The organism is Pseudomonas sp. NPDC096950 (assembly GCF_044762525.1).
In the GTDB taxonomy this organism is placed as follows: domain Bacteria; phylum Pseudomonadota; class Gammaproteobacteria; order Pseudomonadales; family Pseudomonadaceae; genus Aquipseudomonas.
Window position 1 is genome coordinate 162289 of record NZ_JBIWEL010000001.1, and the last position, 25481, is coordinate 187769.

The 25481-nt window shown below is 61.7% G+C and carries 22 protein-coding genes; 6 read left to right on the forward strand and 16 right to left on the reverse strand.

From position 1 onward, the window contains the following. Positions 1–23 precede the first annotated feature (23 nt). The 5 genes from ACIQY3_RS00845 to ACIQY3_RS00865 all read left to right on the forward strand — a co-directional run bounded on the left by ACIQY3_RS00845 (position 24) and on the right by ACIQY3_RS00865 (position 7526). Positions 24–2834 carry a multicopper oxidase domain-containing protein gene (locus tag ACIQY3_RS00845; protein ID WP_403016307.1) on the forward strand — a complete coding sequence of 937 codons (2811 nt, stop codon included), beginning with the start codon at positions 24–26 and terminating at the stop codon, positions 2832–2834. A gap of 17 nt (positions 2835–2851) precedes the next feature. After that, positions 2852–3877: an SCO family protein gene (locus ACIQY3_RS00850; protein ID WP_403016309.1), complete on the forward strand. Its 1026-nt coding sequence runs from the start codon at positions 2852–2854 to the stop codon at positions 3875–3877. A gap of 100 nt (positions 3878–3977) precedes the next feature. Continuing rightward, positions 3978–5471: a sensor histidine kinase gene (locus tag ACIQY3_RS00855; RefSeq protein WP_403016311.1), complete on the forward strand. Its 1494-nt coding sequence runs from the start codon at positions 3978–3980 to the stop codon at positions 5469–5471. Further along, on the forward strand, positions 5440–6864 hold the full coding sequence (locus tag ACIQY3_RS00860) for a sigma-54-dependent transcriptional regulator (RefSeq protein ID WP_403016313.1): 1425 nt from the start codon (positions 5440–5442) through the stop codon (positions 6862–6864). Before ACIQY3_RS00855 ends, ACIQY3_RS00860 begins: the two co-directional genes overlap by 32 nt. 119 nt (positions 6865–6983) lie before the next feature. Beyond that, on the forward strand, positions 6984–7526 hold the full coding sequence (locus ACIQY3_RS00865; RefSeq protein WP_403016315.1) for a hypothetical protein: 543 nt from the start codon (positions 6984–6986) through the stop codon (positions 7524–7526). A gap of 3 nt (positions 7527–7529) precedes the next feature. On the opposite strand, the gene ACIQY3_RS00870 is transcribed toward ACIQY3_RS00865, so the two are convergent. After that, positions 7530–7916 carry a hypothetical protein gene (locus ACIQY3_RS00870; protein ID WP_403016317.1) on the reverse strand — a complete coding sequence of 129 codons (387 nt, stop codon included), beginning with the start codon at positions 7914–7916 and terminating at the stop codon, positions 7530–7532. Between the two features lie 177 nt (positions 7917–8093). On the opposite strand from ACIQY3_RS00870, the gene ACIQY3_RS00875 reads away from it, so the two are divergent. Beyond that, the gene (locus tag ACIQY3_RS00875; RefSeq protein WP_403016319.1) at positions 8094–8900 is read left to right on the forward strand and encodes a class I SAM-dependent methyltransferase; all 807 of its coding nucleotides are present in this window, start codon (positions 8094–8096) and stop codon (positions 8898–8900) included. A 184-nt stretch (positions 8901–9084) separates the two neighbouring features. Here ACIQY3_RS00875 and ACIQY3_RS00880 read toward each other — a convergent pair whose 3' ends face one another. The 15 genes from ACIQY3_RS00880 to ACIQY3_RS00950 all read right to left on the reverse strand — a co-directional run bounded on the left by ACIQY3_RS00880 (position 9085) and on the right by ACIQY3_RS00950 (position 25477). Continuing rightward, positions 9085–9783, reverse strand: a complete 699-nt coding sequence (locus ACIQY3_RS00880) for an N-acetyltransferase (protein WP_403016321.1) — start codon at positions 9781–9783, stop codon at positions 9085–9087. A gap of 115 nt (positions 9784–9898) precedes the next feature. Beyond that, the gene (locus ACIQY3_RS00885) at positions 9899–10690 is read right to left on the reverse strand and encodes a ChbG/HpnK family deacetylase (RefSeq protein ID WP_403016323.1); all 792 of its coding nucleotides are present in this window, start codon (positions 10688–10690) and stop codon (positions 9899–9901) included. After that, entirely contained in the window at positions 10662–11867 is a 1206-nt protein-coding gene (locus ACIQY3_RS00890) for a GNAT family N-acetyltransferase (RefSeq protein WP_403016325.1), read from the reverse strand. Before ACIQY3_RS00890 ends, ACIQY3_RS00885 begins: the two co-directional genes overlap by 29 nt. A gap of 4 nt (positions 11868–11871) precedes the next feature. Then, positions 11872–12561: an N-acetyltransferase gene (locus ACIQY3_RS00895; protein ID WP_403016327.1), complete on the reverse strand. Its 690-nt coding sequence runs from the start codon at positions 12559–12561 to the stop codon at positions 11872–11874. A gap of 86 nt (positions 12562–12647) precedes the next feature. Next, positions 12648–14570, reverse strand: coding sequence for a hypothetical protein (locus tag ACIQY3_RS00900; protein ID WP_403016329.1), 1923 nt, complete (start codon positions 14568–14570; stop codon positions 12648–12650). Then, positions 14567–15871 carry a lipopolysaccharide biosynthesis protein gene (locus ACIQY3_RS00905; protein WP_403016331.1) on the reverse strand — a complete coding sequence of 435 codons (1305 nt, stop codon included), beginning with the start codon at positions 15869–15871 and terminating at the stop codon, positions 14567–14569. Before ACIQY3_RS00905 ends, ACIQY3_RS00900 begins: the two co-directional genes overlap by 4 nt. After that, on the reverse strand, positions 15868–16869 hold the full coding sequence (locus tag ACIQY3_RS00910) for a polysaccharide deacetylase family protein (RefSeq protein ID WP_403016333.1): 1002 nt from the start codon (positions 16867–16869) through the stop codon (positions 15868–15870). The genes ACIQY3_RS00905 and ACIQY3_RS00910 overlap by 4 nt, the downstream gene beginning before the upstream one ends. Positions 16870–16878: 9 nt before the next feature. After that, complete coding sequence (locus ACIQY3_RS00915; RefSeq protein ID WP_403016335.1) at positions 16879–18015, reverse strand: glycosyltransferase family 2 protein; 1137 nt, start codon at positions 18013–18015, stop codon at positions 16879–16881. Continuing rightward, complete coding sequence (locus ACIQY3_RS00920; protein WP_403016338.1) at positions 18008–18976, reverse strand: glycosyltransferase; 969 nt, start codon at positions 18974–18976, stop codon at positions 18008–18010. The genes ACIQY3_RS00915 and ACIQY3_RS00920 overlap by 8 nt, the downstream gene beginning before the upstream one ends. Next, positions 18973–20340: an O-antigen ligase family protein gene (locus ACIQY3_RS00925; protein WP_403016340.1), complete on the reverse strand. Its 1368-nt coding sequence runs from the start codon at positions 20338–20340 to the stop codon at positions 18973–18975. The genes ACIQY3_RS00920 and ACIQY3_RS00925 overlap by 4 nt, the downstream gene beginning before the upstream one ends. Beyond that, a complete protein-coding gene (locus ACIQY3_RS00930) occupies positions 20337–21431 on the reverse strand; it encodes a glycosyltransferase family 4 protein (RefSeq protein ID WP_403016342.1) in 1095 nt (364 codons plus the stop codon). The genes ACIQY3_RS00925 and ACIQY3_RS00930 overlap by 4 nt, the downstream gene beginning before the upstream one ends. Beyond that, positions 21428–23020, reverse strand: a complete 1593-nt coding sequence (locus ACIQY3_RS00935; protein WP_403016344.1) for a GumC family protein — start codon at positions 23018–23020, stop codon at positions 21428–21430. Before ACIQY3_RS00935 ends, ACIQY3_RS00930 begins: the two co-directional genes overlap by 4 nt. Before the next feature lie 17 nt (positions 23021–23037). Continuing rightward, entirely contained in the window at positions 23038–24060 is a 1023-nt protein-coding gene (locus ACIQY3_RS00940; protein WP_403016346.1) for a polysaccharide biosynthesis/export family protein, read from the reverse strand. Between the two features lie 22 nt (positions 24061–24082). Next, complete coding sequence (locus ACIQY3_RS00945; protein ID WP_403016348.1) at positions 24083–24730, reverse strand: CpsD/CapB family tyrosine-protein kinase; 648 nt, start codon at positions 24728–24730, stop codon at positions 24083–24085. Beyond that, on the reverse strand, positions 24731–25477 hold the full coding sequence (locus ACIQY3_RS00950; protein ID WP_403016350.1) for a sugar transferase: 747 nt from the start codon (positions 25475–25477) through the stop codon (positions 24731–24733). Between the last annotated feature and the right edge of the window lie 4 nt (positions 25478–25481).

A 25481-nucleotide genomic window follows, 5' to 3' on the forward strand; every position in this document is an offset into this window, starting at 1 on the left:
TCACGACTTCGAGGCGGCTGGTGATGGACAGAAAAGCGCGGCACCCCTGCAAGTGGTTCGGCCTGTTGACCCCACTGAGTATCCTCCTGACGATGACCCTGGGCACCTCGCCCTCGTTGCGCGCCAGCCCGATTGACGATGAGCGTCAGCCCGAGCCTTCCGATCCTTCGGCTTACTACGACGAACCCGCTGACAAGGCGGGCGCCCTTAATGCCATTTTGACCATGCCCGAGGCCAACGAAGATTCCTTCGATTTGCCCGATGGCGTCAAAGGCAGCCGCGACGACACGCGTAAGGAAAACGTCCTGCCGCCGACGGTGCAAACCAGTTTCAACTACCCCACCAATGGCAAGCCGAGCCCATTGTTCGGTGCCCAGCCGTTCACTCAGCAATTGGTGTTGTTCGAAGAGTTCGGCCCGGAAAAACTCGACCCCACCACACCGGCCGCCCCGTTGGGCTTTCCACCGGCCGCCGTGGGCCCGTTGCCCCAGCAGGACCCGACCAACGCAGCGCGCAGTGCGCCACCCAGCGCGGCACTCGACGCCTTTTTGCGGCAACCGGGGCTGACGCCGTTCCCCAGCCAGTACTCGAACGTGGTGGACCGCAACCCGTGGCAGTCGCAGATCGAAGTGTTCCTCAACCGCCATATCGGCTCGTCCGCCGAAGGACGTCCGCCAGGAAAAGGCTGGTCCCATCAGCGCTGGAACGAGTTCTACCCGCAAGTGGCCTACAAAACCGTGCAAACCGGAGCGCGGCTCAACAGCGGTTGGCGTGACAGCCATCAGATGCACGGTTATGCCCTGGGCGAATTCGGCCCCGGCGGCCTGTATCACAACGTGGCGGGCGTACCGGCCACCGATGGCACCTCCAAAGGCGTCGACCCGCGCTTCCACCCGAACATGCCGGTGCAGAACCACAACTCGGTCTGGACCTTCGACGGCACCTTGCCGCCCAAGCTGCTGATGGTGCGTTACGGCCAACCCGTGATGATGCGCCACTACAACGGCTTGCCGATCGATCCGTCGGCCAACATGGGTTTCGGCCTGCACACCATCAGCACCCACGAACACAACGGTCACGCACCGGCGGAAAGCGACGGCTATGCCAACGCGTTCTTCTTTCCGGGGCAGTACTACGACTATCGCTGGCCGATCCAGTTGGCCGGTTACGACAGCATCAACACCGACGCCCACGACCCACGCGCGGCATTCCCTTGCGCGCCGGGCGAAACCCTGTGGACCAACGATATGAGCCCGAGCCGCAAGACCTGCGAAAACGGGACCATCAAGATCCGCGGCGACTGGCGCGAAACCATGAGCACCCACTGGTTCCACGACCACATGCTCGATTTCACCGCGCAGAACGTCTACAAGGGCAACGCGGCGATGATGAACTACTACAGCGCCCTGGACCGTGGCAACGAATCGGTGAACGACGGCGTCAACCTGCGTTTTCCCAGCGGCAGCGCCTTACCGTGGGGTAACCGCGACTACGACGTCAACCTGGTGTTCGCCGACAAGGCGTGGGATCAGGCCGGTCAGCTGTGGTTCAACCCGTTCAACACCGACGGCTTCCTCGGTGACCAGGTGCTGGTCAACTGGCAGTGGAAACCGACCCTCGATGTGCGCGCCCGCAGCTATCGCTTCCGCATCCTCAATGGCTCGGTGTCGCGCTACTTCAAGTTAGCCATCGTGCGTGAGGTCAAGGGCAGCAGCGGTGAATTCCAGGGGCCGAAAAACTCCGGTATTTCCTATGCCCGCGTGCCGTTCCACATGATTGCCAACGACGGCAACATCATGGAACACAGCGTGCCGTTCGACGGCACCATGGACCTCGACGCCGATGGCGATAAAAAGAACCACTTCGCGATCCTGCCGACCCAGGGCATCGCCGAGCGCTTCGACATCATCGTCAACTTCGCGAAGAACGGGATCAAGCCCGGGGACAAGCTGTTCGTGGTCAACCTGATGGCCCACGACGACGGCAAAGGCCCGAAAGACCCCATCGACCTGGCGGACGTGCTGTCGGAAAAATACCTGGCGGTGATCAAGCAATCGAGCAAAGGCCCGCAGTGGGACAAGGGTGATCCGGGCGTGGGCAAGGTCTTGCAGCTCAACGTCAAGGCCTACACCGGCCAGGACCTGGCCATGGACCCCGCAGCCTACGAACCGGCCAAACCCGGCAAGGCTGAAGGCATGGTGATGATCCCGCTGAAGATCCACCGCGACAACGCCGCCGACAAAGTGCTGCTGGCCAACGCCCGTCACCGCACCTTCACCTTCGGCCGTTCCGACGGCACCGATGAAGCCCCGTGGACGGTCAAGACTGACGGCGGTTTCGGCTTCCACATGGACCCACGGCGCTTGAACACTGCGACCAAACTGGCCACCGGGCCTACCGATGCCGGCGTCACCGGTTTCGGCACCCTGGAAGTGTGGAACATCAAGGCCGGCGGCAAAGGCTGGAGCCACCCGGTGCATGTGCACTTCGAGGAAGGGATCATCCTCAGTCGCGGCGGCAAGGCGCCACCGGAATGGGAAAAATGGGCGCGCAAGGACGTGTACCGCATCGGTTCGGAAAACGATGGCCTGGACAACGTCGAGATGGCGATCAACTTCCGCGAATTCGCCGGGACCTACATGGAGCACTGTCACAACACCCAGCATGAGGACAACTCGATGCTGCTGCGCTGGGACATTGAGAAACCCGGGCAATTCCAGTTGATGCCGACGCCGCTGCCAAGTTGGGACGGGGTGCGCTACGTCAACTCCGCCGCGCTGCCAACCTTCCGTACCGGCGACGGCTACGGTCCACAAGTGGCGGTGAAAAAATGAACCGCCGGGGAGCCGACATGACACCGCACACGCCGCGCTCCCGCGCCCTGGGCATGCACCTGATTCTGGTCCTGGTCACCTGTCTGCTGGTCAGTCAGGTGCTCCTGGCCCACGAAGGGGCGCTGTCGCCGACCGAGTCGGCGACACCCTGGGGCGGCGACTATTTCCCCAACACCTTGCTGACCGACCAGGACGGTCGGCAGGTGCGATTTTTCGATGACCTGATCAAAGGCAAAGTGGTGGTGATCAATTTCATCTTCACTTCCTGCAGTGACTCCTGCCCGCTGGAAACCGCACGCCTGCGCCAAGTGCAGAAGTTGCTCGGGGACCGGGTCGGTCAGGACGTTTTCTTCTACTCCATCAGCATCGACCCGCTCAGCGACACGCCTGAGGTGCTGAAGGCCTATGCGCAGCGCTTCAAGGTCGGGCCGGGCTGGAAGTTCCTGACCGGCGAGTTTGAAGACGTCACCGACCTGCGCAAAAAGCTCGGGTTGTTTATCGAGGGCGTCGACAACGGCCGCAGCAAGGACCACAACCTGAGCCTGATCGTCGGCAACCAGGCCAGTGGCCGCTGGATGAAGGCTTCACCGTTCGAGAACCCCTGGATTTTGGCGGATCAACTGGCCAATACCTTGCAGAACTGGAAACAACCCAGCATCGAGGAAAGCTACGCCAACGCACCGGAAATTCGCCCGCCGAGTAACGGTGAGGAGCTGTTTCGCACCCGGTGCGCCTCGTGCCACAGCCTCGGGCCGCTGGACGGGCAGGGCATCGGCATGCGCAGCATCGGCCCGGACCTGATCGGCGTGACCCGCCTGCGCGAACCGGCCTGGCTCAACCGCTGGATTCGCGAGCCGGACCGCATGCTGGCGGAGAAAGACCCGGTTGCACTGGAGCTGTACCAGCGTTTCGACAGGATTCCGATGCCCAATTTGCGTATGGATGAGCATTCCGCGCAGGCGATCATCGACTTCTTGCAGGAAGAAACCGACCGCCAGCAACCCGTGGCGAACCAGGTGCCAGAGGTGTCGCAGATGAACTAGCGGCTAAATAACATCATTGGCCGTCGGTCACGGACATTGCGACCTACACTGTTCGTGACACCGCTAAAAAAGGCTCGAAGCAAGCACCCAGGACACGCCCATGCAGACATCAGAACAACAAAAAATACCTGCGCCGCCTATGCCGGCAGCAGCGCGCAAGAGCTGGGGCGGTCAGTTCAATCTGCTGCGCTGGTTTTCCCTGGCCAGTTTTTTCATCATCGCCGCCGTGGCCCTGGGCCTGGGCTACATTTCCACACGTTTCGTGGTCACCGAAAGCATCGAGCGCGACGCCTTGCTCACCGCGCAATTTATCCAGGCCATCGGCGATGCCGAACTGCGTCACGCCGGGATCACCCCGACGCGCACCATGGGCGAACTGCTGGACCCGCGCCAGGACCTGGCCTATCCCGACGTCGACCCGCTGTCCCGCGCCGCGGCGCGCAATGAATTTCTCGATCATGTGGAGCACTTGCCGGACATCCTGCTGGCCACGGTCTACGCCCTGGACCGCACGATCGTCTGGTCAACCAACGCTGAACTGGTCGGGGTACGCATTGAGGATGACGAGGAGCTGGACGAGTCTTTCGAAATGAAGCAGCCGGTATCCTCCAGTTACCACCAGATCGACGAGGAACGCCCCGAGCAGAAGCTATTACGCGAGCCGCAATTGCTGTTCATCGAGAACTACATCCCGATGTTCAACGCCGACAAGAGCAAAGTCATCGCCATGGTCGAGATCTACAAAGAGCCGGCGGACCTGGTGGAGCGTATCCAGCGCGGCTTCAAGTCGATCTGGATCGCGACCCTGCTCGGTGGCGCGGCGATTTACCTGGCGTTGTTCTGGATCGTGCGGCGGGCCGCGACGTTGCTGCAGAGCCAGCAGAAACAACTGATCAGCAACGAAACCTTCGTCGCCCTGGGGGAAATGTCCTCGGCGGTCGCCCACAGCTTGCGCAACCCGCTGGCCACCATCCGCTCCAGCGCCGAACTGGCCCAGGACGTCGCGAGCCAGAGCGCCCAGAAGAACATCGGCGACATCATCAATCAGGTCGATCGCATGTCCCGCTGGGTGCGCGAATTGCTGGTGTCGCTGCGGCCGATGAGTGACGACTCCGAATCCGTGGACCTGGTGCTGGCCGTCGACGACGCCCTGAGTGCCTTCGAACCGCTGATCAAACGCTCGAGTGTCGAGGTGCGTTTCACCCCGCAAAGCTTTCCGCCGGTGGTCAGCCAGCCCGTGCTGCTCACGCAGATTCTCAACAGCCTGTTCGCCAATGCCCTGGAAGCCATGCCCAAGGGCGGCGTGCTGACTGTCGAGATCGAGTCACCGGCACCGGGGCGACTGAGTATGACCCTGAGCGATACCGGCAAGGGCATGACCAAACAGCAGCAACAGATGGTCTTCAAGCCGTTTTTTACTACCAAGCAAGGCGGGCTTGGCGTCGGCCTGGCGTTGGTCAAACGAATAATGGAACGCTTCCAGGGCTCGGTCGTGCTGACCAGCCAGGAGCAGGAAGGAACCCGCGTTTGTCTCAACTTTAAAGTGGCAACGGGAGGGGAATATGGAGCACAGCATACTGCTGGTCGAGGATGATGAGCTTCTCGCCGAGAACATCCAGACCTACCTCGAGCGCAAAGACTTCGAGGTTACTGTCTGTCACTCGGCCGAGGATGCGCTGGAGCAACTCGGCACTGTCGTCCCGGACGTGGTGCTGACCGACAATTCGCTGCCGGGCATGAGCGGTCACGACCTGATCCAGAAGCTGCGTATCAGCGCGCCGGATCTGAAAGTGATCATGATGACCGGCTACGGCAACGTCGAAGACGCAGTGATCGCGATGAAAGAGGGCGCTTTTCATTACGTCACCAAGCCGGTGGCCCTGCCGGAGCTCAAGCTGCTGCTGGACAAGGCCCTGGCCACCGACCGGATGGAGCGCACGCTGTCGTTCTATCAGGAACGCGAGGCGCAGAAGTCCGGGGTGCAGGCGTTGATCGGCGAGTCGGCACCGATGCACTACCTGAAAAATACGATCGGCCAATTGCTCGACGCCGAGCGCCGGATGGCCAACACCGATCTGCCGCCGGTCCTGGTGGAAGGCGAAACCGGCACCGGCAAGGAACTGGTAGCCCGGGCGCTGCACTTCGACGGCCCACGGGCCAAAGGTCCGTTCATTGAATTCAACTGCGCGTCGATCCCGTCCAACCTGGTGGAATCGGAACTGTTCGGCCACGAGAAGGGCGCCTTCACCGACGCCAAGGATCGACGGGTCGGGCTGGTGGAAGCCGCTGACGGCGGGACGCTGTTTCTCGATGAGGTCGGCGAGATGGACCTGCTGTTGCAAGCCAAATTGCTGAAGCTGCTGGAAGACCGGACCATTCGCCGGGTCGGTTCGGTGAAGGAACGCAAAGTCGATTTGCGCGTGATCAGCGCCACCAATTGCAACCTGGAGCAGATGGTCCAGCAGGGCAAGTTCCGGCGTGATTTGTTCTTTCGCCTGCGGATCATTTCGATCAAGGTCCCGCGCCTGCACGCCCGGGGTGAAGACGTGCTGTTGCTGGCCCGACACTTCCTGGCGATCCACGGCAAACGCTATGGCAAACCGCACTTGTATTTCAGCGACCAGGCCGAAGAGTTGCTGCTCAGCTACACCTGGCCGGGCAACGTGCGCGAGTTGCGCAACATGCTGGAGCAAACCGTGTTGCTGGCCCAGAGCGACACGGTTGCCGCGCACCAGTTGAACGTCTGCCAGAGCCTGGTGGATGAACCGTTGGTCATGCCCGAAACGCAATACTTCGAACCCCGCCCGAGCAGCAACGTCGAATCCATGAACCTGCCGGAAGTCGAGCGCGACATGGTGCGCAAGATGCTCGACAAGACCGACTGGAACGTCACCAAGTCTGCGCGCCTGCTGGGCCTGAGCCGCGACATGCTGCGTTACCGGATCGAAAAACTCGGCCTTGCACGGCCGGACAAGCGTCAGTGGTAACGGTATCGAATGACTGATGGTCGGTAATTTGTCAGAGGACGACGAGGGGTAGGCGAGCTCGGTGGAAAATCCACAAAGCCTGTGCCTTACTGATTTTTCCCTTTGATGGAGTAACGGGCATGCGGCGTAGAGGCGCACAGTTCTGGCTCTGGAGTAACAGCCAATTACACAGTCGCAGCCACGATGAGGTGCTGCCCGACGGTACGCAGATCGAGGTCCAGGCGCGGTTCAATCGTGAGCATGTGACCCAGTTATTTATCGGCGTGTATGCCGGCGATGGGGCGCCGCTGGCGGAAGAATTTTATGACCGTGAGGGGCATCCCTCGTTGGCGAAAGCCCTGGCATGGGGATGCACACGGGCCCAGGCGATCCTCACCACCGTGTCCGAATTCCGCGCACCCCATCGCATTCAACTGACAGTGGGGGTGGTGCTGGATGATCCTTGTGAAGTGGCCCTGCGGCACATGGAAATGTCTGCGGACGAAACCCTTCGGCTCAAACGCCAGGACGCCTGGGACGAGTACCTGGACGCCAAGCAGGCCGTGCTGGACATGATGCGCTCCAGCAAGGTCGACAGCGAGGTCTGGGAAACCCAGAAACGCAGGCTGCGCAACGCCATCGATCGCCGGGCGGCGCTGCGTCATACCTGGCCCTGCGACTGAGGCTTACGGCATCGCCTGTTCCTGGCGGGTCAGGCAGGCCAGCAGGCACGAGGGGTCGAGCACCTCGTCGTTGACGTAGATCCCGCGTTCCGGATCATAGGAACGGATAAACACCCGCACGTTGGCATCCGCCACGGTGGGCAATCGCGAATCGTAGAACACATGATCTGTAGCGATCGGGATGAAATCCTGCGGCGCGCTCGGGATGTAGGCGCGTGGTGGCACGGAGCTCAAGGTTGGCGGCGCCGGATGGGCGAAGGGCTGGTCAGGGCCGTAGTAGATCAGTGTGCTGCTGGAGCTTTCGGTCTGCATGGGACTGTCGTCCGCGTGCACCGCACCAGCGGCAGTGAGAAGGGCGATGAAGCACAGCGTCAGATCGGTTTGTTTCATGGCGACACCTGCGAACCGGTTATTCCCGCATTTCCCCAAGGCCTTTAACTATAGCTGCCGTGCGGCCACGCGTTCGCGACTGTCTGATTACAAGATCGCAACAAAGCCTCGATGTGGTTTTTCTGGACGCTGATCTAGACTCGTGCCGGTCAATAAAAACGAGATATGGAGTGCGCAATGGACATGCCGACCAAACAACACGCCGTCGCCAGCAACCGCGAGGCGTGGAATGATTCTGCAAGGCACCACAAAGACCATCCCGAATGGCAGGCCGTGCTCAACGCCGTGAGCCAGGCTGACTTTTGCTGCATCGATGACACGTTGCGCGGTGTGCTGGAACAGGTGGGCGTCGAGGGTAAGGATGTGGTGCAACTGGGCTGCAACAACGGCCGTGAAAGTCTTTCGCTGTTTGCCCTGGGCGCGCGTCGGGTGGTGGGGGTCGATCAGTCCGCAGCCTTTCTCGAACAGGCCCGGGAACTGACGGCGCACTCGCCCCATGACGCCGAGTTTGTCGAAGCGGATATTCATCAGTTGCCGGCGGAGTTGCACAACCGTTTCGACGTGGCGCTGATCACCATCGGTGTCTTGAACTGGATGCCGGACATTGCCGAGTTTTACCGTCACGTCGCGCAAACCCTCAAGCCCGGTGGCGCGGTGGTGATCTACGAAACTCACCCGTTCCTGGAAATGCTAGACCCCGAAGCCGCCGACCCGTATCGCCTGGACAGCTCGTACTTTCGCAGTGAACCGTTCGTGCAGCATCAGCCGATCGTCTACGAAGGCAAAGTCGAACAACCGGCCAGCCCGTCCTACTGGTTCGTCCACACCCTCGGCGCGATCTTCACCGGCGCCATCGACGCCGGTTTGCACATCAGCCACTTCAAGGAATACCCGCATTCCAACCGCGAAGAATTGTATGACCGGTATGAACACCAGGTGGCGCAGTTGCCGTTGTGTTTTACGTGGGTGGCGGTGAAGCGGTGAGGGTTTGAGCTGAAATTTGCGTTGTCATGACTGACGCCTTCGCGAGCAAGCCCGCTCCCACAGTGGTTTTGTGCCGTTCACACAACCAGTGTCCAGCCCCAATCCCCTGTGGGAGCGGGCTTGCTCGCGAAGGCAATCTCGAGACCGCCTTCGCGGGCAAGCCTTGCTCCTACAGAGGGTGGGTTCAGGCTCCTGCCGTCGCCCCAGCCACCACCGGACGACCCGGTTTGCGCAGCGGGTCGAGGCGCGAGCCTTGGTAGCGGGTTTCGCGGTAGAAGCGCCAGCGACCGCCCAGCAGGCCATAGACGTGGGTCACGCGGCCCTGTTCGTGGTAACCGGTGCGAATGTGCAGTTTCAGGGCCGGGATGTTGTGGGTTTCGCAGACATCCACCACTTTGTTGCAACCCTGCGCTTGCATCGCTTCCCACAGGTTGACCTGCACGTCCACTGACAGGCTGGTGCCGAAATAGGCGCGGGTCAATTCGCCGCCGAACTCGAAGAACTCACCCGGCTTCACCGGGAACCAGCAGCCGTAATAGTGGCGGTCGTGGTAATTCCGGGTGCTGCCCCAGATGAACGCGACCGCATGCCCTTCTTCATCGAGGTACATGTGCCCGGTGTGGCCTTCGGCGGCGAGTTCGGCCATGGTCCCGACACGGTCACCGAAGTGCTTGGTGAAGGCCACGGCGTTGTCCTCGGTAATGGTCACCTGACGCAAGCCGGAGTAGGGCCGCAATTTGTGCGGTGGTACCGGGCTGACCAGATCGCGCTCCATCCATAGCAGCTCCCAGTGGAAGAACACGTAACGTTTCCAGAATGCCTGGAAGAGGTTGCCCAGACCTTTTTGCTTGATGCGTTCGCGCAGTTTTTCGATGACGTTCATGACGCTCTCCTTAGCCATAGCCAGGGTGTTGTGGGAGACGCTTTTGATGGGTATAGATCAAGCTTGCAAGTTCATGTCAAAGCGCCAGCTTTGAATGTGTTGCAATGTGTGTAACTCATTCGAGTGCGGCAGCACCGGCCTGGAAATCCTTGCTGACAACCGCATAAGACACCCGCTCAATACCGGCAAGGCGCCGCTCTAGCACCTGTGTCAGCGACTCGCCGGGGTTGAGGTACGCATCGCCGAAATCCGCCCCTAGCTGGTTCGGATGGGCGACGATTTCCAGCAGACCGTCGGTCGGCGCGGGGGCGTTGCGCAGGTCAACCGGTGTGCACACGTAGTCCGCCGTCGCTCCGGCCAAATGGTGCAGGCGCCGATTGAGCAACCCCTTGAACACGCGTTTGGGCAGGCTCAGGTTTTGCCCCAGGTTACGCGCCAGTCGCACGGCCACCCCTTGTCGCGCGGCGAAGCGCGCGACGATTTCGCCGATGGGCCAGATGTTGTGCACGTGCTGGTGGGAATCGAGATGGCTGGGGCGCACGTCATTGTCCAGGCAGCGTTGCCACTGGGCCTCCAACTCATCCATTACCGCTTCGCGATCCAGGCGATTGAGCCAAAGAGTGTGGCGGGGCAGGTTGAGGTCGAATCCACCCTGGCTGTCGCAGAACGTCGACCGCTCGAGAATGCCCTGGCTCAACGGCCGACCGTAGGTGAGGTTGAAGTGCAGGCCGATCCGTCCTTTGAGCAGCGGGTGCTGGGCCATGAGGCAGGCCGCTTCGAACGCCGGCATGTTCGCCATGGCCGTGGCGGAGCTGATGACCCCGGCCTGGAAGGCCCCAAGGATCACCGCGTTTTCGCACGGGCTGAGGCCAAAATCGTCAGCGTTGACTATGACTTGGTGAGGCATGTCCGCCCTCCGTGGTTTTTTCAGTAGGCGCCTGAGGCTTGGCTGCCGGCGTGGAAACCGTGACCACCGCGGCTGCCCGTTTCGCCTGCCATTTTTGCAAGACCGGTTTGAGCCGATGCCAGACGCGCAACGCCAGCCCCAATACCAGCCCGCTCGGTCGCCAGGAATAGAAACTCCAGCGCCAGTGTTCCAATTGCCCGGTCATGCGTTCGTGGAGTTGATGGCTGGAGTTTTCCAGGCTGACCCGCGAGGCATCGATCCAGCGCCAGTTGTCGTCCAGGCCCCAGCGAATCCACTCTTCGAGCAGCACCCGGCCACTGCCCAGGTCGGCGTATTGCGGCAGGAACGCCAGGTTGTAGTCGTACAGCCGGCCCTGTTCCAGCAAGCCCAGGCGATAGCTGATGCAGCGGCCGTCCAGTTCCAGCACCACCACCCGCACCAGGCCGCGAGCGGCGAGGGCGGTGAAGGCGCGGTCCATCCATTGTCGATGGCGTTCGTCGACGAAAATGCCGACGCCTTCATCGCCTTTCCAGCTCACCGCTTCGACTTCGCTGATGGCCTGCAACAGCGGACCCATGGTCGTAGCGTCCGGGGTAATGCGCCGCACCTGGGCACCACACGCGGCGATGCGTTTGCGCGCGCGGCGCAGTTTGTAGCGCGGATCGCCCGAGACTTCCTGGCGATCCGCTTCGCTGATCAGGTGCACCGGCGCCTTGCAACTGAGGCGCCGTTCACCGGTGGAACTGTGAGCCATCCACACCGTCAGGGCACTTTCTTCGCCCGTCGGTTCGGACAGCTCGTTGAGTTGCAGCAACGCGTGGGGCACGCGACGGCGGATCACGATCAGCGCCTTGCGGATGCTCTCGGCATCGAGGCTGGCGAGCAACGCCAGGCGATCGGTCAGCGGATAGCCCAGGTGATGCAACACCCGGAATGGCAACCCGCCAAAACGTTCACGCGACGCCACCAATGGCAAGCACAGCGCCAGTTCGTCTCCCCGCCAGCCAAGCAGCACGTGCAAGCGCTCGCCGTCCTTGAGCGCTTGTTCCGCGGCACCCAGCCAGGCCAGGGTGTTGAACGGTGTGTGGTCCGTCACTCGCAGGCGCAGTGCTTCATAAGCCGCTGCCGGAAAGTCCGGTGCGCACAGCGAAGTGCGCCATTCGAATCGCGTCGCCATCAGGTCAGGTCGCCTCTGCTGCAACAGGGGCCGGCGTCGGTTTGCGCAAGGCATCCAGACGTGAGCCGCTGTAGCGGGTTTCGCGGTAGAAGCGCCAGCGACCAAACAGCTCGTAGACGTTCATGATCCGCCCTTGCTCCTTGTAACCCATGCGAATGTGCAACTTGAGCGCGGGGATATTGTGGAACTCACAGACATCCACCACTTTGTTGCAGCCCTGATCCGCCATGGCTTTCCACAGGTTCAGTTGGAAATCCACCGACAGCGTGGTGCCCCAGTAGGCGCGGATCTGTTCACCGCCGAATTCGAAGAACTCGCCGGGTTTGACCGGGAACCAGCAGCCGTAATAGTGCCGGTCGTGGTAATTGCCGTTGCTGCCCCAGATGAAGGCCACGGTGTCGCCGTCTTCATTGAGGTACATGTGCCCGGTATGCCCTTCGTTCGCCAGTTCGGCCATGGTGCCCACGCGATCGCCGAAGTGTTTGCCAAAGGCCACTGCGTTCTGTGCGGTGATGGTTTCCAGGCGCAGCGGGTTGTAGGGCCGCAATTTATGCGGCGGTATCGGGGTAACCAGGTCGCGCTCCATCCAGATCAGTTCCTGGTGGGCAAACACGTAGTGCTTCCAGACCTTGTTGAAGGTGGCCCGCAGGCCTTTTTGCTTAATGTGTTCGCTGAGTTTTTTCAGAATACTCATGTTATGTACTCCTGACGGGATCGGCCGTGGTTGGAGTGATGCAACGCGCGGCAACATGCCTGCGCGGCAAACATGTTCGATGACGGTCATGAGGCGATCCAGCTCAGGGCGAACAGGGTTTCCCCTGGCAAATCGAAGCTGACGCGACCGTCCTGGCAGCGGAAGGGCGCGTCGCGGCTGCGGTTGTCGGCGCCGAAATAGCGCAACGAACCTTTGGCCAACGGACAGTTCACCCCGCTCAGGTCGATACGTTGCAAACGCGTGCCTTTGTTGACCCCCAGCAAGCTGCGTTGCAGGTCGGTGGCCATGGCCAGCACGTCGACTTCGAAGGCGTCGTTCTCCAGGCGCATCACGTTGTGCAGCCAATGCTGCTGGATGAACTGCTGGGCCATGCCCACGGGCTTCAGCTCGAAATGATCGTCGTCCAGGACCTTGAACATACCCTTGGGGTAGTCCGGTTTTTCGTCGTCGGCCTGGAACCAGTTGAGCATCTCCAGCAAACCGTCCTGGGCCGAGTTGATGGCCACCGAGGCCCACCACAGCGAGGCGAAATGGGTTTCCTGATCGTAGGGGCTCAGGCTTGAGCCGCTGGACATGTTGGTCTGGTCCAGCAGCAGCGCCTTGCGCGGCCGGCCGTTGGCGTCCAGCCCGACGAGGTCGGCGGCACGACGCACGCTGTCGCGGTAGACCCGGGTGGCCAGCAGGTCGCGGATCATCCATTCGTGCCACGCCAGGGCGTCGATCTGCTCACCGGATTCCGCCAGCAGGCGCCGTGCCCAGTCAATACCGCGCTTGTTCGCCGCGTTGTCGTCGAACGGGCCGTTGACCAGCCGCGAACTGGCGGGCATGGCGATGCGCACGCCGGCGCGGGCGTTGGCCGGGTTGCTGCGCACTTGCCGGGCCATGCTGTTGAAGAGGCTTTGGTAGTTGGCGTAGTCGGGGTAGTTGAGATTCGGCTCGTCCGCGAAACCGATGTAGTGAGTACCTTTGCCGCCGAGGGCGCGGGTGCTGGCGAGCCAGGCCTCGAGGCCGCTGTTGCTCATGGTGTCGGCGCGCAGATCGTGCTGGCGTTGGCTGCCGGCCAGCAACGTGATGTCCTGGGTGATGCCGAAACGGTCCTGGTACAACTGACGGAAAGCGTCTTCGTAGTGCGGCTTTCTCGACGTGATGTCGACGAAGCTGTAGTAACTGGCCGCTCGCGGCTTCAGCGCATCGAGCACCGCAAAACTGGAGGGTGGCGGCAGCACATAGGGCAGGGCGACGCCCAGGTTCGGGGTCGGGCCGAGCACGTCGTTGTGCAGGGTCAGGCGAGTCTGGCCGTCGTCTTCACGCAGTGGCTTGAGTTGCTGTGGCGTTTGCGCGAACAGGTTGGCGGTGCCATCGAGCCAGAACGCCACTTTGCCGCTGCCGCGCAAGCGCAAGCGCCAGGTTTGTTCGCTACTGCTGACCGGCAACGCGACTTGATCGAACTGCCAATAGGCGCGATAAGGTTTGAGGGCCAGCAGCACTTGTTGGCCGTCGCCCACGCGCTGGGCTTGCAAGGCGCTGACGCCACCGTGGAACTTGCCGGCCAGCACCGCGTGTTCCCCCGGCGCCACCTTGAAAAACAGTTCGTCGCCGTCGTGGGTTTCGGCGCTGAAATGCACCTTGGCCGGCGCGAACAGCGCCACGGTGCGTTCGTCGTGCTCGACCTTGTAGCGGCGGAAGCTGTAGCCCGGAATCTCCAGTCGATAACTGGCGGCGCCCGGCGTTAATGGCCAGCTCTGCGTGCCACTGGATTCACTGGGGGCAATCAGGCGTTCGCCCGACAACTTGCCTTGGCCATCGACGAGGTAGAGGTGTTCTTCATTGGCATCCGCCTGCCACGCCGGGACCCAGCGCACGGTCACGGTGTCGGGACGATCCGCTTGCAGATAAAGACTGCCGTCGCGAATGTCGCCCCAACGCATCGACGCCGCCTGAGCTTCGAGCACGAGGCCCAATCCCAACAGCAGCGCCAGGCGTTTCATGCCGACTTCCTCTGCAACATCAGCAGCATCGGCGCGACGTCGCTGGGCAGGATGATCAGGGTTTGCCAGACCGGCACGCCGCTCAACCGGCAATACACCACCAGCAGTGCGATGGTCACCCCGAGATAGGCGATGGATGAGGCCGCTGCGGCGCCGACGATGCCGTAAGTCGGGATCAGCAGCACGTTCAGCGCCAGGTTCATCAAGGCACTCATGCCCATCAACAATGAAATAGTGCCGGGACGGTTCTTGCCCAGCAGGTCCAGGCGCAGGATGCTCGCGTAGCACAGGCCGAACAGCCCCGGCAGCAAGGCGAGCAGGGCAGGATAGGCCGGTTGATAGGCGGCGCCGAACAGCGTGACGATCAGCCATTCGCCGATCACCGCCATGGTCAGGCAGGCGCCGAGCATCACTGTTGCGGTCAGGCGCAGGGCCAGCGGCGTGACTTTGTCGATGCCCTCTTCCTGTTGCAGCAGGCGTTTCATCAGCGGCGTGGTCACCGCTTCCGGGACGATCAGCAGCAACTCGGCGGCGGCGCTGGCCATGGCGTAATGACCTAGCGCGGTGCTGCCGAGCAGGGCGCCGATAAACAGGTAATCGGAACGCAGGATGACTTGCTGGAACAACAGATCGGGATGGCTGCGAGCGCTGTAGCGCAGCAGTTCATTTTGACTGGCACGGTCCCACTGCAGGGTCAGCGGTTGATTGCGCTTGAGCCAGACCCAACCCGCCAGCACCACCAGGCTGATCCCCGCCAGCCAACTGATCAACGCCGCTTCGAGGGCGGCGGTTTTCCACATCCAGAACAGCGCCAGAAACAACAGCAGCGGCGCCAGGGATTCCACTAACCGCAAGGCATTGAAAGCGACGATGCCGCCGGACGCGTTGTGCAGGGTCAACAAACCACTTTTGAGCACCGTCAGCGGCACCGCCAGCAGCAACAACCAGGCAAGCAAACCCAGTTGCGTGGTGATGTCCAGTTCGCTGCCGAATTCCCGGGTCAACGCCACCACCACCAGTGTCAGCAGCAGCGCCAGCAAACAGCCGAACACCAGCACTTGGCTCAGCAGTAAACCCATCGGCCGCTGCTTGGCTGCTTGATAACCCACCGCCGAATTCAAGCCACCGCTGGTGGCGGCGCTGATCAGGTCGGGCAGGGTGCTTAGCAGCGCAAACAAACCGCGTTCGCTCGGCCCGAGAATCCGCGCCAGCAACACGTTGCGCAGCAAACGCAGGCCGATCATCGCCAGTTTGGTGCCCATGCTCAGGGCCAGGTGCTTGAGGTAACGGCTGCGACTCATGGCCGTGCCCCGCGAAAGATGCGCCACGACAGCAACTCCGGATTACGCGCGGTGCGCTGGCTGACGCCGAAGCGCGGCAAGGCCAGAGGCTCGCCATCGCCGCGATAAATCCCGGTGCCGGTGCCCAGGGCGAACGGGAATTCATGGGCGGCCACTTGTTGGCGAACGCGCGCATCGTGGTCGCCGTTGGGGTAGCAGTAGACCGGCAGCGGTCGGTTGCAGCCATTCAACAGCGCATCGCGGCTGCGGCTCAATTCTTCGTGCAAGCGTTGATCGTCCAGGCCAGTGAGGATTGCGTGACTGGCGCCGTGGGGACCGAAGCGCACCAACCCGCAGGCTTCCAGCGAGCGCACTTGCTGCCAGTCCAGGGCCTGGGGTTGCGACTCTTCCGGGCATTCATCGGTCAACCGACTCAAGTCGTCCGGTGTCAGGGTTTTGAGGCTTTGCAGGTAGTGCAGCAAGGTCAGGCTGCGGCGCTGCACGTCGAGGTCATCTATCAGCACCGGCAAGGGGCGGCCGACCTGTTGCAGGCATTCGATCAGGTGCATCCGGGCTTGTTCGCCGTGGCTGCCCCACAGGGTTTCGCCCAGGCTTTCCCACCAGAAGCGCTGACGGCTGCCGATGAAATCGGTGGAGAGAAATATGCTCGCCGGCACCTGATATTGCTTGAGCAACGGGAAGGCATTCACCGCGTTGTCGCGCCAGCCGTCATCGAAGGTGAGGGCCACTTTCGGCCGTTCCGAGCGCTGGGTACCGGGGTGCAGGATGTCCATCAATGGCACGCAGTCGAAGTGTTTTTTCAGCCAGACCAGCAAGTGCTCGAATGCCTTGGGCCCGACGCACAGTTCATTGCGGTGGGGCAGGTCGGCGGCGCGGTCGTTGGCCAGCACCCGGTGCAGCATCAGAATCACCCCGGCGCCGTGCAATTGACGGCGGCCCAGGGGGGAGTTCAGGTACAACCAGCCGCTGGCACGTTTGATACTGGTCTTGATCGGCATGTCAGGCACTCATCGAGTCTGGTCGGGGTTCCATTGGTTGTAGCTGTGCCCGCGCAAGAACTGCCACAGGCCGACGCTCATGCCGGCCAGGGTCACCAGCACGAACGCGGCGAGGCGAAACGGCTTGGGCAAGCGGTGATGCACGTCCAGCAGGCCGGCCACGGCGAAGGCATAGCCGAGCAACTGGGCGGCCAGGGTCAGGCGGTAGAAGCCATGCTCATCGAGCAGCCAGAGGTTGGCCACCAGCAAGGGCAGCAACAGTACCGGCGCCAGCCGGCGGATCAGTTTGTGGCTGATCAACGCGATCGCGTACAGGCCATGGCGCAGGGGGTTGAGCAGCTCACGCCGGGCCGCCAGGCTGATCAAGCCACCGACGGTGACGCGCTGACGGCGGCTGAACTGTCGATCGGCCTCGTCCACGCCTTGATCAAGCACCTTGGCGTCGTCGACATAGACGACGCGCTTGCCCGCGACCGGTGCGCAGGTGTTGATAAAGAAATCGTCGTTGACCAGGGCTGGAATCGGTTGGTACAGCTCGCGGCGCAACGCCTGCAGGGCTCCGTCGGCCGAGACCGTGCAGCCGGTGCGGCTTTCCACCCGGCGCAGCCAGGCTTCATAGCGGCGATACAGACTTTCGCCCACGCTCAGTCCCTTGCCGGGGACGGGGATGTTCATGTTGCCGACCGTACCACCGACCTCAGGGTCGGCAAACGGCGCCAGCAGCCGCTGCAAGGTACCGTCGATCCAGTGAACATCGGCATCGGTAAACACCAGGATATCGCCTGTGCAGTGGCTGACAGCGGCGTTGAGCACACTGTTCTTGCCTTGGCGTGGCAGGTCGTACACCTCGATGCGTGGGTCGTCGAAGCTGCGCGCCAGGGCCACGGTCTGATCGGTTGAGCCGTCGCTGGCGACGATGATCTGCAAGCTGGCGGCGTGATAGTCCTGAGCCAGCAAGTTGCGCAGTTTATTCTCGATATTGCGTTGCTCGTTATGCGCGGCAACCACCACGCTGACCCGTTGCGCAGGCAAGGGAGCGGGCGTGTGTCGAGGAAAAAACGGTCCAGCGATCGCCAGCAGCAGCGGGTAACCCAGGTAGGCGTACACCGGCAACAACAGGCACAACCAGAAAATGAATTCAGCCACGGGCGGGCCTCCTGGCATTCCAGTTAAACAGGCTGAGAATGAGCGCGGCGCCGGCCAGGTGCAGGCGCACCCAATGCAGGCCCCAGAGTTGCATCGTGAGGAGGACATCACGGTGTTTCAGGCTTTGACGCAGACTCAGGACCAGCCCCGGTAACAAGGTGATCATCACCATCACTGCCGCATGGTGCGGGAAACCATTCAGCAGCGCGGAGATCGCCAGGAAATCCAGCAACCAGACAACCAGTGACAGCAACGGAAACCGCAGCAGTCGCAGGCTGTATCCGTGGGTGCGGAGCAATTGCAGGTGACTGCCCTGGCGCCACATTTCCTTGCCCATCCACTCGCGCCAACTGCTCTCATAACCCCAATGCAGGGCGACGCTTTCATTGACCGCCAGCACGCGCGCGCCGGCTTCGTGCAGACGCATGGTGAAATCCTTGTCCTCGCCGGTGCGCAGGGTTTCTTCAAAGCCACCGACCTGGTCGAACCAGGACCGGCGCATAAGCAAGTTGGAGGTGGGCAGCCATTGCACCGGGTTCAGGGTGCGGCTGGTCGGGCGCAGTGTGCGTCGTTGCCAGGCATCGGCGTACCACGGCGCTTGGGCTGGCGTGTGCAGGTCCAGGCCGAACACTTCACCCTGGCCTTCGGCCTCGTGTTTGAGCAGCAGGGTCAGCCAGTCTTCGGGCATCTCGATGTCGGCATCGATGAAGGCCAGCCATTCACCGGTGGCGATGGCTGTACCGCGATTGCGCAGCGCACCGATCAGCAAACCGGGCAGCACCAATACCTGTGCCCCGAACTGCCGGGCAATCTGCGGGCCATGATCACTGGAGCCGTTATCGACCACAATCAGCTCGCACTCCAGGTCCACGGCATCGGCGGCCTTTTGTGCGGCGAGCAAGGTCCGGCCGATGTGCCGGGCTTCATTGAACATCGGGATAACAATGCTGATCCGTTTCATGCCCTGGCCTCCAGCAATGGGGCTTCTTCCGCTTTCAGGCGCAGCACGCTGGTGAGGGCCAGCATGATCCACACGTACTTCTGGTTCGGTGCGCTGAGGAACATCAAAAACAGCGTCAGCGATAGAAAACTGATGCTCAGGTGCGTCAGCAAATCAGCCTGCTCGCGGTTGTTTCGCTGTAGCCAGGCGCGGCGGGCGCGAATCAGGTTGTACAGGCCGAGGGCGAGCATGCCGACGAACAACAGGCCGGCGGGAATTCCCAGTTCGCTGAAGATTTCCAGGTAGGTGTTGTGGGCGCGGCGGTACAGGTCACCGACCTTGCGGTTGGCCGAAAATACCTTGGCATAACCGGTGGTGGCGTAGTGCATCGGGAAGGTCCCGGGGCCGGTCCCCAGCAATGGGTTCTCGCGGATCATCTGGCTGCCGACCACGATGTACGAAGCGCGACGACCGAGGGATTCGTCCTGGCTCTTGGCGCCGGCGCTCAAGATACTCAAGGTCTGGATGCGCGCGATGTAACCGGGCGGCATCGCGTAAATGGCCAGCGGAATCACGATCACCATGCCGAGCATGGCAAATCCCAAATGCCGCGGACGGATGCGTTTGAGCTCCACGCGGTAGTGCCAGGCACCAATCGCCATACTGAGAAACAGCACCACCAGCCCTGAACGGGATTCGGTCTTGGTCATGCCGCCCAGCAGCAAAACGAAGCACCCCCCCCAGAACAATCGGTGCAGCAGATTCGGACTGCGGATCACCAGCAGCAAACCGAGCGGCACGGCGAAGGCGATCAGCATGGCAAAGGCGTTCGGGTCTTCCAGCAGGCCGGTGGCGCGGCCCTGGTCCTGATACTTGCTGGAGAACATCGCCAATACGCAGGTCATCGCGACACTCAGCGTCACCAGTTTGGCGAACAGGTCCAGGTTCAAGTCGCGGCCGATCAGCAGCGCGATCACAAACAGAATCAGGCCGACGCTCAGTTCCCGCAGATGCCCCAATGACATGCCCATGTCATCGGTATTGAGCAGGCTCAGCAGGTACAACAGCATGAACCAGATCAGGTAGCGCCAAATGTTACTGCGCAGCCGTTCGGACGGAAGCTGATGAATCGCCAGTTGCAGCAACAGGATCAGCACCAGTGACAGGCCGAGAAACTTGGAGCCGGAAAACGCGCTGTCCTTGAAGAGACCTTCAAATGGCAACAGCGCGACAATGCCGAGCAGACCCCACGTGGGTTTGCGATACAGCACCGCGACACCCACCAGGCCGAGTACCGCCCCCGGTGCCAGAAACGGATAAGGGCTGGCCAGCAAACCGAGGCAGACCAGGCCGAGCAGACTGATGATCGAGAGCGGAAAGATCACGCGCGTGCCTCCCGTGCAGTACGGATATAAAGCTGCGACCAGCGTTCGGCGAGGGCCTTGAGGTCGTAGCGATCCAGTTGTGTGCGTCTTGCGTTGTCACTCAGTTCGCGGGCCAGGGCCGGTTCGCTCAGCAAGGTGCCGATCTGTTGGGCGAGGGCGACGCTGTCGGTCGGTGCGGCGAGCAAGCCGTTGTGCCGCTCTTCCAGCACATCGGGAATCCCGCCGACACCGAACGCCACCACCGGTACGCCGGCCTGCATCGCTTCGAGCAAAATCATCGGCGTGCCTTCGGTGCGCGAGCTGATCACCAGCGCATCGAGTCGGCGCCACCACGGGCCCATGGCGGTCTGGTAGCCGGGCAGGGTGATGCGTTCCTGCAACCCGGCGGCGTTGATTCGTTCCTGTAGCGTGTCCTGTTCCGGACCGTCGCCGAGCATCACGGCGTCCAGTTGCGGGAACTGCCGGCACAGCGGGATCAGCGCATCGAGAAACAGGTCCGGGCCTTTTTCACTGCTCAGCCGCCCGACGTAACCGGCCAGCCAACGCTGGCGATCAACGCGGTGCGGCAGCAGGCCTTTGGCCGCCGGCAATCCATTGGGGATCACCTGCAATTTTTCCGACCGGACACTGGCCTTGCGGCACAACGTGGCGATGCTTTCCGCGACGCAGACCACGCGATTTACCGACGCGGTGCGGCACAGTTGCAGGCTCAGCCAGGTGTAGAACTTTTGCTTGCGGCTGCGCGGCGTGAAACCGTGCTGGGTAATCACCAGCGGCAAGCGCAACAGCGTCGCGCCGACCCAGCCAAACACCAGGCCTTTGAAGTTATGCGCATTGATCAGCGGCTGTTCCGTCCGCCGCTGACGCAAATGCCCCAACAACGCCCCCAGACCCGTGCACCCCTGGCAATCCACCCCGGCCTCGCGAAACCGTTCGATCAGGGCGGGCGGCGCATTGAGAAACAGCACCTGGTGCTGCCCCGGCGTCGCCAGGCAATGGTCCAGCAGCATCCGCTCAGCCCCATAGAAGCCGCCGCTGCTGAGCAAATGAATGATCGGCAGGGCGCTGGAAGGGTTGAGCGGCGCGTTCAATTGCGCACCCAATGCACAAAGCTTGGCACGGTCCAGTTCCGGTGCGGATTGGTCGGCACTATGTTCTGTTCGTTGATCACCAGCAGCACCGGCAGGCCCAGTTCGTGGCTGATTTGCGCAGGGTGCTTGAAGCGATGATCGAAGAACTCACGCACGTAGACCAGTGCAATCGCCAGCAGCAAACCGGTGAACAAACCAAACGGAATGATCAGGAACGGCTTGGGAAACGCCGGGGCGGTCGGTTCAAACGGCGGGCTGAGCACCCGGGCGTTCGACAGGTCGTTGTCCAGCGAGCGGGACGAACTGCTTTCGGCAAAGCGTTGGGCATAGGTACCGAACGCCGCGTGCAGGGCGTTGATCTCGGTGTCCATCTGCCGCAGCTTGCTCTGGGTTTCCTGCAACTGGTGGATACGGTTCTTGAAGTCGGCGATGCGCGCGGTTTTCTGGGCGATCACCGAGCTGACAATCGCCAGGTCGCTGGTACGTTCCTGAATCCGGTTGCTCACCACTTTCAAGAACTGCTGACGGGTGCGGGAGATTTGCTCGCGGGTCAGCAGCATCGGCTCACTGCCTGGCTGGAACACGGCCAGGTCGTTCATGTAACGGCTGACTTGGGTGGTCAGTGCCTCGCCCATCTGCTTGATCTCGCGATCTTCGAAGGCGACGTTGTCCACGGTGGTGGTGAAGGTGTAGGGGAAGGTGTAGTCGTTGAGTTTGGAATTATTGGCGGCGGCCAGGCTGGACTTCAGGTAGTCGAGCCAGCGTTGGCTTTGCAGCAGGCGATCCTGGTACAGGTTGAGCGCTTGCTCTTCGGTGTTGATGGCGTTGAGGCGGAAGGTGATTTCCTCCTTGGGATCGGAAGAACCGATGGCTTCCAGCAACGCCAGCCGATTGCTTTCCAGGCCATCGAGACGCACCTCGTATTGCTGCTTCTTGGTTTCGTAGAAGCTTTGCGGCAGTTCGATGGATTGCAGTTCCTGACGGCTGACCAGGTAGTTTTGCAGCAATGCGGCGACAAACTTGGTGCCCTGCGCCGGGTCGTTGAAGCTGTAGACAATGGAGATCACGTTGGAGCCGGGCAGGGTCTCGATCTTGAGTTTGTCGATAGCCTCCTCGGTCAGCCCGTCCAGCACGGTGTCGCGCACCGGATCAATCTCCATCCCGAGGGCGGATTTCACCGGGTTGATCACGTATTCGCGCAGCGGCGCGGTGACATAGCGTTTCAGCGGCTCGGACACCAGTTTGCTGAGCATGCCGGGGCTGGGGGTGTACTCGCCTTTATCCCGCAGCTCGCTGATGGTCTGGCGAATCAGTGCCGGCGAACGCAGGATATTGCTCTCGGTTTCCATGTCCGCCAGTGACGGCGGGATGAAACTGGCGTTTTCCTGAGTCAGGGACGTAGTCGCGTCGCCCTGGGAGAGTTTTTTCGATTGGACGATCACTTGCGCGGTGATGTCGAAGCTTTGCTTGAGCACCAGGGGCAAGAGCAGGGCGATGACTGCAAAGACCAGGAAGACTCGTTTCACCAACTGTTTGTTGGCGAAGAAGATCCTGAAGAACTCGTGCAGGTAGTTTTCCTTTGGATTCATGTCAGATCACCTGAGAGTTAGTTGCTGCTGTCGTCTTTGTTGTCGAGGCGGTAGCCGAAACTCAGGCCGACACCCTGGAACAACACCACGTCCGCCAATTGCCGTGCGAGCTCACCGGCGCTGGCCAGTTTGGTCTTGGGCACGTAGAGCATGTCATCCGGTTGCAGGTAGGCGATCTGCGATGCATCACCGGACAAGGCTTTTTCCACGTCATAACGCACGGCCTTCACCTGGTTGCCGTTGCGCCGCATGATCACCACCGAATCGAGCCGCGCCTTGACGTTGGCACCACGGGCGAGGGTCAGCGCTTCCAGCACCGAGACCGGCCGGCGAATCGGGTAGGAACCCGGTTGGCCGACTTCACCCAGTACGTAGATTTCGTTGCCCGCCGTGGACTTCAGCAACACGTCGACGGTCATCCGCCCCGGCAAATCCGCGTAGCGTTTATTGAGGAAGGTTTCCAGTTGATTGACGGTCATGCCTTGCAGCGGCACTGCGCCGATTTCCGGAAAACTGGCATAGCCGTCGGTGCCCACGGTGATCTCCCGGCTCATGCCGGTAGCAGGGTGGTTCAGCGCGCTCTTGAGGTTGGACTCATTGCTCAGCGGGCTGATGATTTGCACCGTCAGTTGATTGCGGTTGGGCTGGAACAGTTGTTTGCGCTGATAGACACGCTGGATCTCGGTCTTCGCTTCTTCGGACGTCAGCCCGGCGATTTTCACCGAGGTATTGGCCCCCGGCAGTTCGATGTTGCCGTCGGGCAGCACCAGTTGATTGCCGTTGAGCTGGCTGGCCGCGGTGAAGTTCAGGCCGATCGTGTCGCCGGGTTGCACGCGGTAGGCGTCCGAGCCGCTGGTGCTGATGTGGAAGATCACGTCCAGCACATCCTGGGGCCGCAGGGTCTGTTCGACCTTGGGCATGTCGGTGGCCTGTGCATTGGCCGGCGAGGCCGTGAGGATCTGCACCGGTATGCTGGTTTCGGAATGGCTGGAGCAACCTGCAAGCGGCAGCAACAGCAGGAGAAGCATTTTGGCGTTCATGGCGTCATCCTTTTCTGGTTGCTTACAGGTTTTTGTAGAGCCATTTCGGCATGTAGTACTTGCGTCGGTTGAACACGCTGCCGACCAGTTTCGCGCCGGCCTGGGTCAGGCGCTGGACCGCGGCCTGGGCCACTTCCCAACGGGTGTCCTCGGAACGCACGACCATGATCACGCCGTCCACCTGGGTGCTGATGACCAGGGTGTCGGCGGCGGAATACACCGCGTCGCCGTCGATCACCACAAAGCGGTAGCGGCTGCCCAACTGGTCGAGCAGCGGGCTCAGGCGTTCGGCGGTCAGGTGTTCGTTGCCACGCACGTGCCGGCCGTTGGGCAGCACGTCGAACGGCAGGCTGGAAACCTGGACCACGCAATCCTGCAGCAGCGGCGGGGTGCCGGCGCTGAACAGCAGATCGCGAAAGCCGCGCTCTTTTTGCAAGTTGAGCTGGGCCGTGAGGTTGGTCGCCGACTGGCTGGCGTCGACCAGCAGCACTTGGCCGCTGCTCATCTGCGCCAGTTGGCTGGCCAGCACCAGGGCGCTGGTGGTGGTGCCTGCGCCGGGGTTGGCGGCGGTCAGGAATAGGATCCGCAGATCTTGATCGAGCACGGTCGAAGTCAGGTTGGACTCGCTCGGGTTGGCGATGCTTAGGGCTTTATTGGTTGAACCGTCCATTTAACTCGCTCCGTGGCCGCTGAATACTTTGAAGGGGGTTTTCAACAAGATCTTCAGATCAAGCAAAAGGCTCTGCTCGGCGATATAGCTGAGGTCCAACTCAACGCGCTGGTCGAAGTCGATATTGCTGCGCCCGGAGATCTGCCACAGGCCGGTCATGCCGGGGTAGATGCTCAGGCGGGCAAGGTGGTTATCCTTGTAGCGGTAGGCGTTGAACGAGGTGGGCCGAGGGCCGACCAGGCGCATGTCGCCGGTAAACACATTGATCAGGTTGGGCAGCTCGTCGAGGCTGCTGCGCCGCAGGAACCCACCGATGCGGGTGATGCGCGGGTCCTTGTCGATCTTGAAATCGATGGCGTCGGCACCGTGCTTGTTGAGGTGGCGCAGGGACTCCTTGAGCTCCTCGGCGTTGGCCACCATGGTGCGGAACTTGTACATGCCGAACGAGCGACCGCGATAACCGGTGCGTTTTTGCACGAACATGACCGGGCCCGGGCTGCTGAACTTGATCGCCAGGGCCAGGCCCAGCAACAGCGGCGAAATCAGTACCAGAATGACCAGAGCTCCGAAGCACGCCACGACCCGATTGGTGCGCGACAACGTCCAGGGCCGACCACCGTCGCGACCGGTCATCCAGCCGCGACCCTGCATGTGGATCGCGGTGTCGAGGCGCATTCGGTGCTCGGGGTCCAGGCGTTTGTCACGACGCATATTCTGGAGTGGCACACCTTTTTCATGTCCAGTCATAGAC

Bases quoted from the DNA above. Each gene is read 5' to 3' on its own strand.
- ACIQY3_RS00845 (WP_403016307.1), top strand. From the start codon at position 24: ATGGACAGAAAAGCGCGGCACCCCTGCAAGTGGTTCGGCCTGTTGACC.
- ACIQY3_RS00850 (WP_403016309.1), top strand. From the start codon at position 2,852: ATGACACCGCACACGCCGCGCTCCCGCGCCCTGGGCATGCACCTGATT.
- ACIQY3_RS00855 (WP_403016311.1), top strand. From the start codon at position 3,978: ATGCAGACATCAGAACAACAAAAAATACCTGCGCCGCCTATGCCGGCA.
- ACIQY3_RS00860 (WP_403016313.1), top strand. From the start codon at position 5,440: ATGGAGCACAGCATACTGCTGGTCGAGGATGATGAGCTTCTCGCCGAG.
- ACIQY3_RS00865 (WP_403016315.1), top strand. From the start codon at position 6,984: ATGCGGCGTAGAGGCGCACAGTTCTGGCTCTGGAGTAACAGCCAATTA.
- ACIQY3_RS00870 (WP_403016317.1), bottom strand. From the start codon at position 7,916: ATGAAACAAACCGATCTGACGCTGTGCTTCATCGCCCTTCTCACTGCC.
- ACIQY3_RS00875 (WP_403016319.1), top strand. From the start codon at position 8,094: ATGGACATGCCGACCAAACAACACGCCGTCGCCAGCAACCGCGAGGCG.
- ACIQY3_RS00880 (WP_403016321.1), bottom strand. From the start codon at position 9,783: ATGAACGTCATCGAAAAACTGCGCGAACGCATCAAGCAAAAAGGTCTG.
- ACIQY3_RS00885 (WP_403016323.1), bottom strand. From the start codon at position 10,690: ATGCCTCACCAAGTCATAGTCAACGCTGACGATTTTGGCCTCAGCCCG.
- ACIQY3_RS00890 (WP_403016325.1), bottom strand. From the start codon at position 11,867: ATGGCGACGCGATTCGAATGGCGCACTTCGCTGTGCGCACCGGACTTT.
- ACIQY3_RS00895 (WP_403016327.1), bottom strand. From the start codon at position 12,561: ATGAGTATTCTGAAAAAACTCAGCGAACACATTAAGCAAAAAGGCCTG.
- ACIQY3_RS00900 (WP_403016329.1), bottom strand. From the start codon at position 14,570: ATGAAACGCCTGGCGCTGCTGTTGGGATTGGGCCTCGTGCTCGAAGCT.
- ACIQY3_RS00905 (WP_403016331.1), bottom strand. From the start codon at position 15,871: ATGAGTCGCAGCCGTTACCTCAAGCACCTGGCCCTGAGCATGGGCACC.
- ACIQY3_RS00910 (WP_403016333.1), bottom strand. From the start codon at position 16,869: ATGCCGATCAAGACCAGTATCAAACGTGCCAGCGGCTGGTTGTACCTG.
- ACIQY3_RS00920 (WP_403016338.1), bottom strand. From the start codon at position 18,976: ATGAAACGGATCAGCATTGTTATCCCGATGTTCAATGAAGCCCGGCAC.
- ACIQY3_RS00935 (WP_403016344.1), bottom strand. From the start codon at position 23,020: ATGAATCCAAAGGAAAACTACCTGCACGAGTTCTTCAGGATCTTCTTC.
- ACIQY3_RS00940 (WP_403016346.1), bottom strand. From the start codon at position 24,060: ATGAACGCCAAAATGCTTCTCCTGCTGTTGCTGCCGCTTGCAGGTTGC.
- ACIQY3_RS00945 (WP_403016348.1), bottom strand. From the start codon at position 24,730: ATGGACGGTTCAACCAATAAAGCCCTAAGCATCGCCAACCCGAGCGAG.
- ACIQY3_RS00950 (WP_403016350.1), bottom strand. From the start codon at position 25,477: ATGACTGGACATGAAAAAGGTGTGCCACTCCAGAATATGCGTCGTGAC.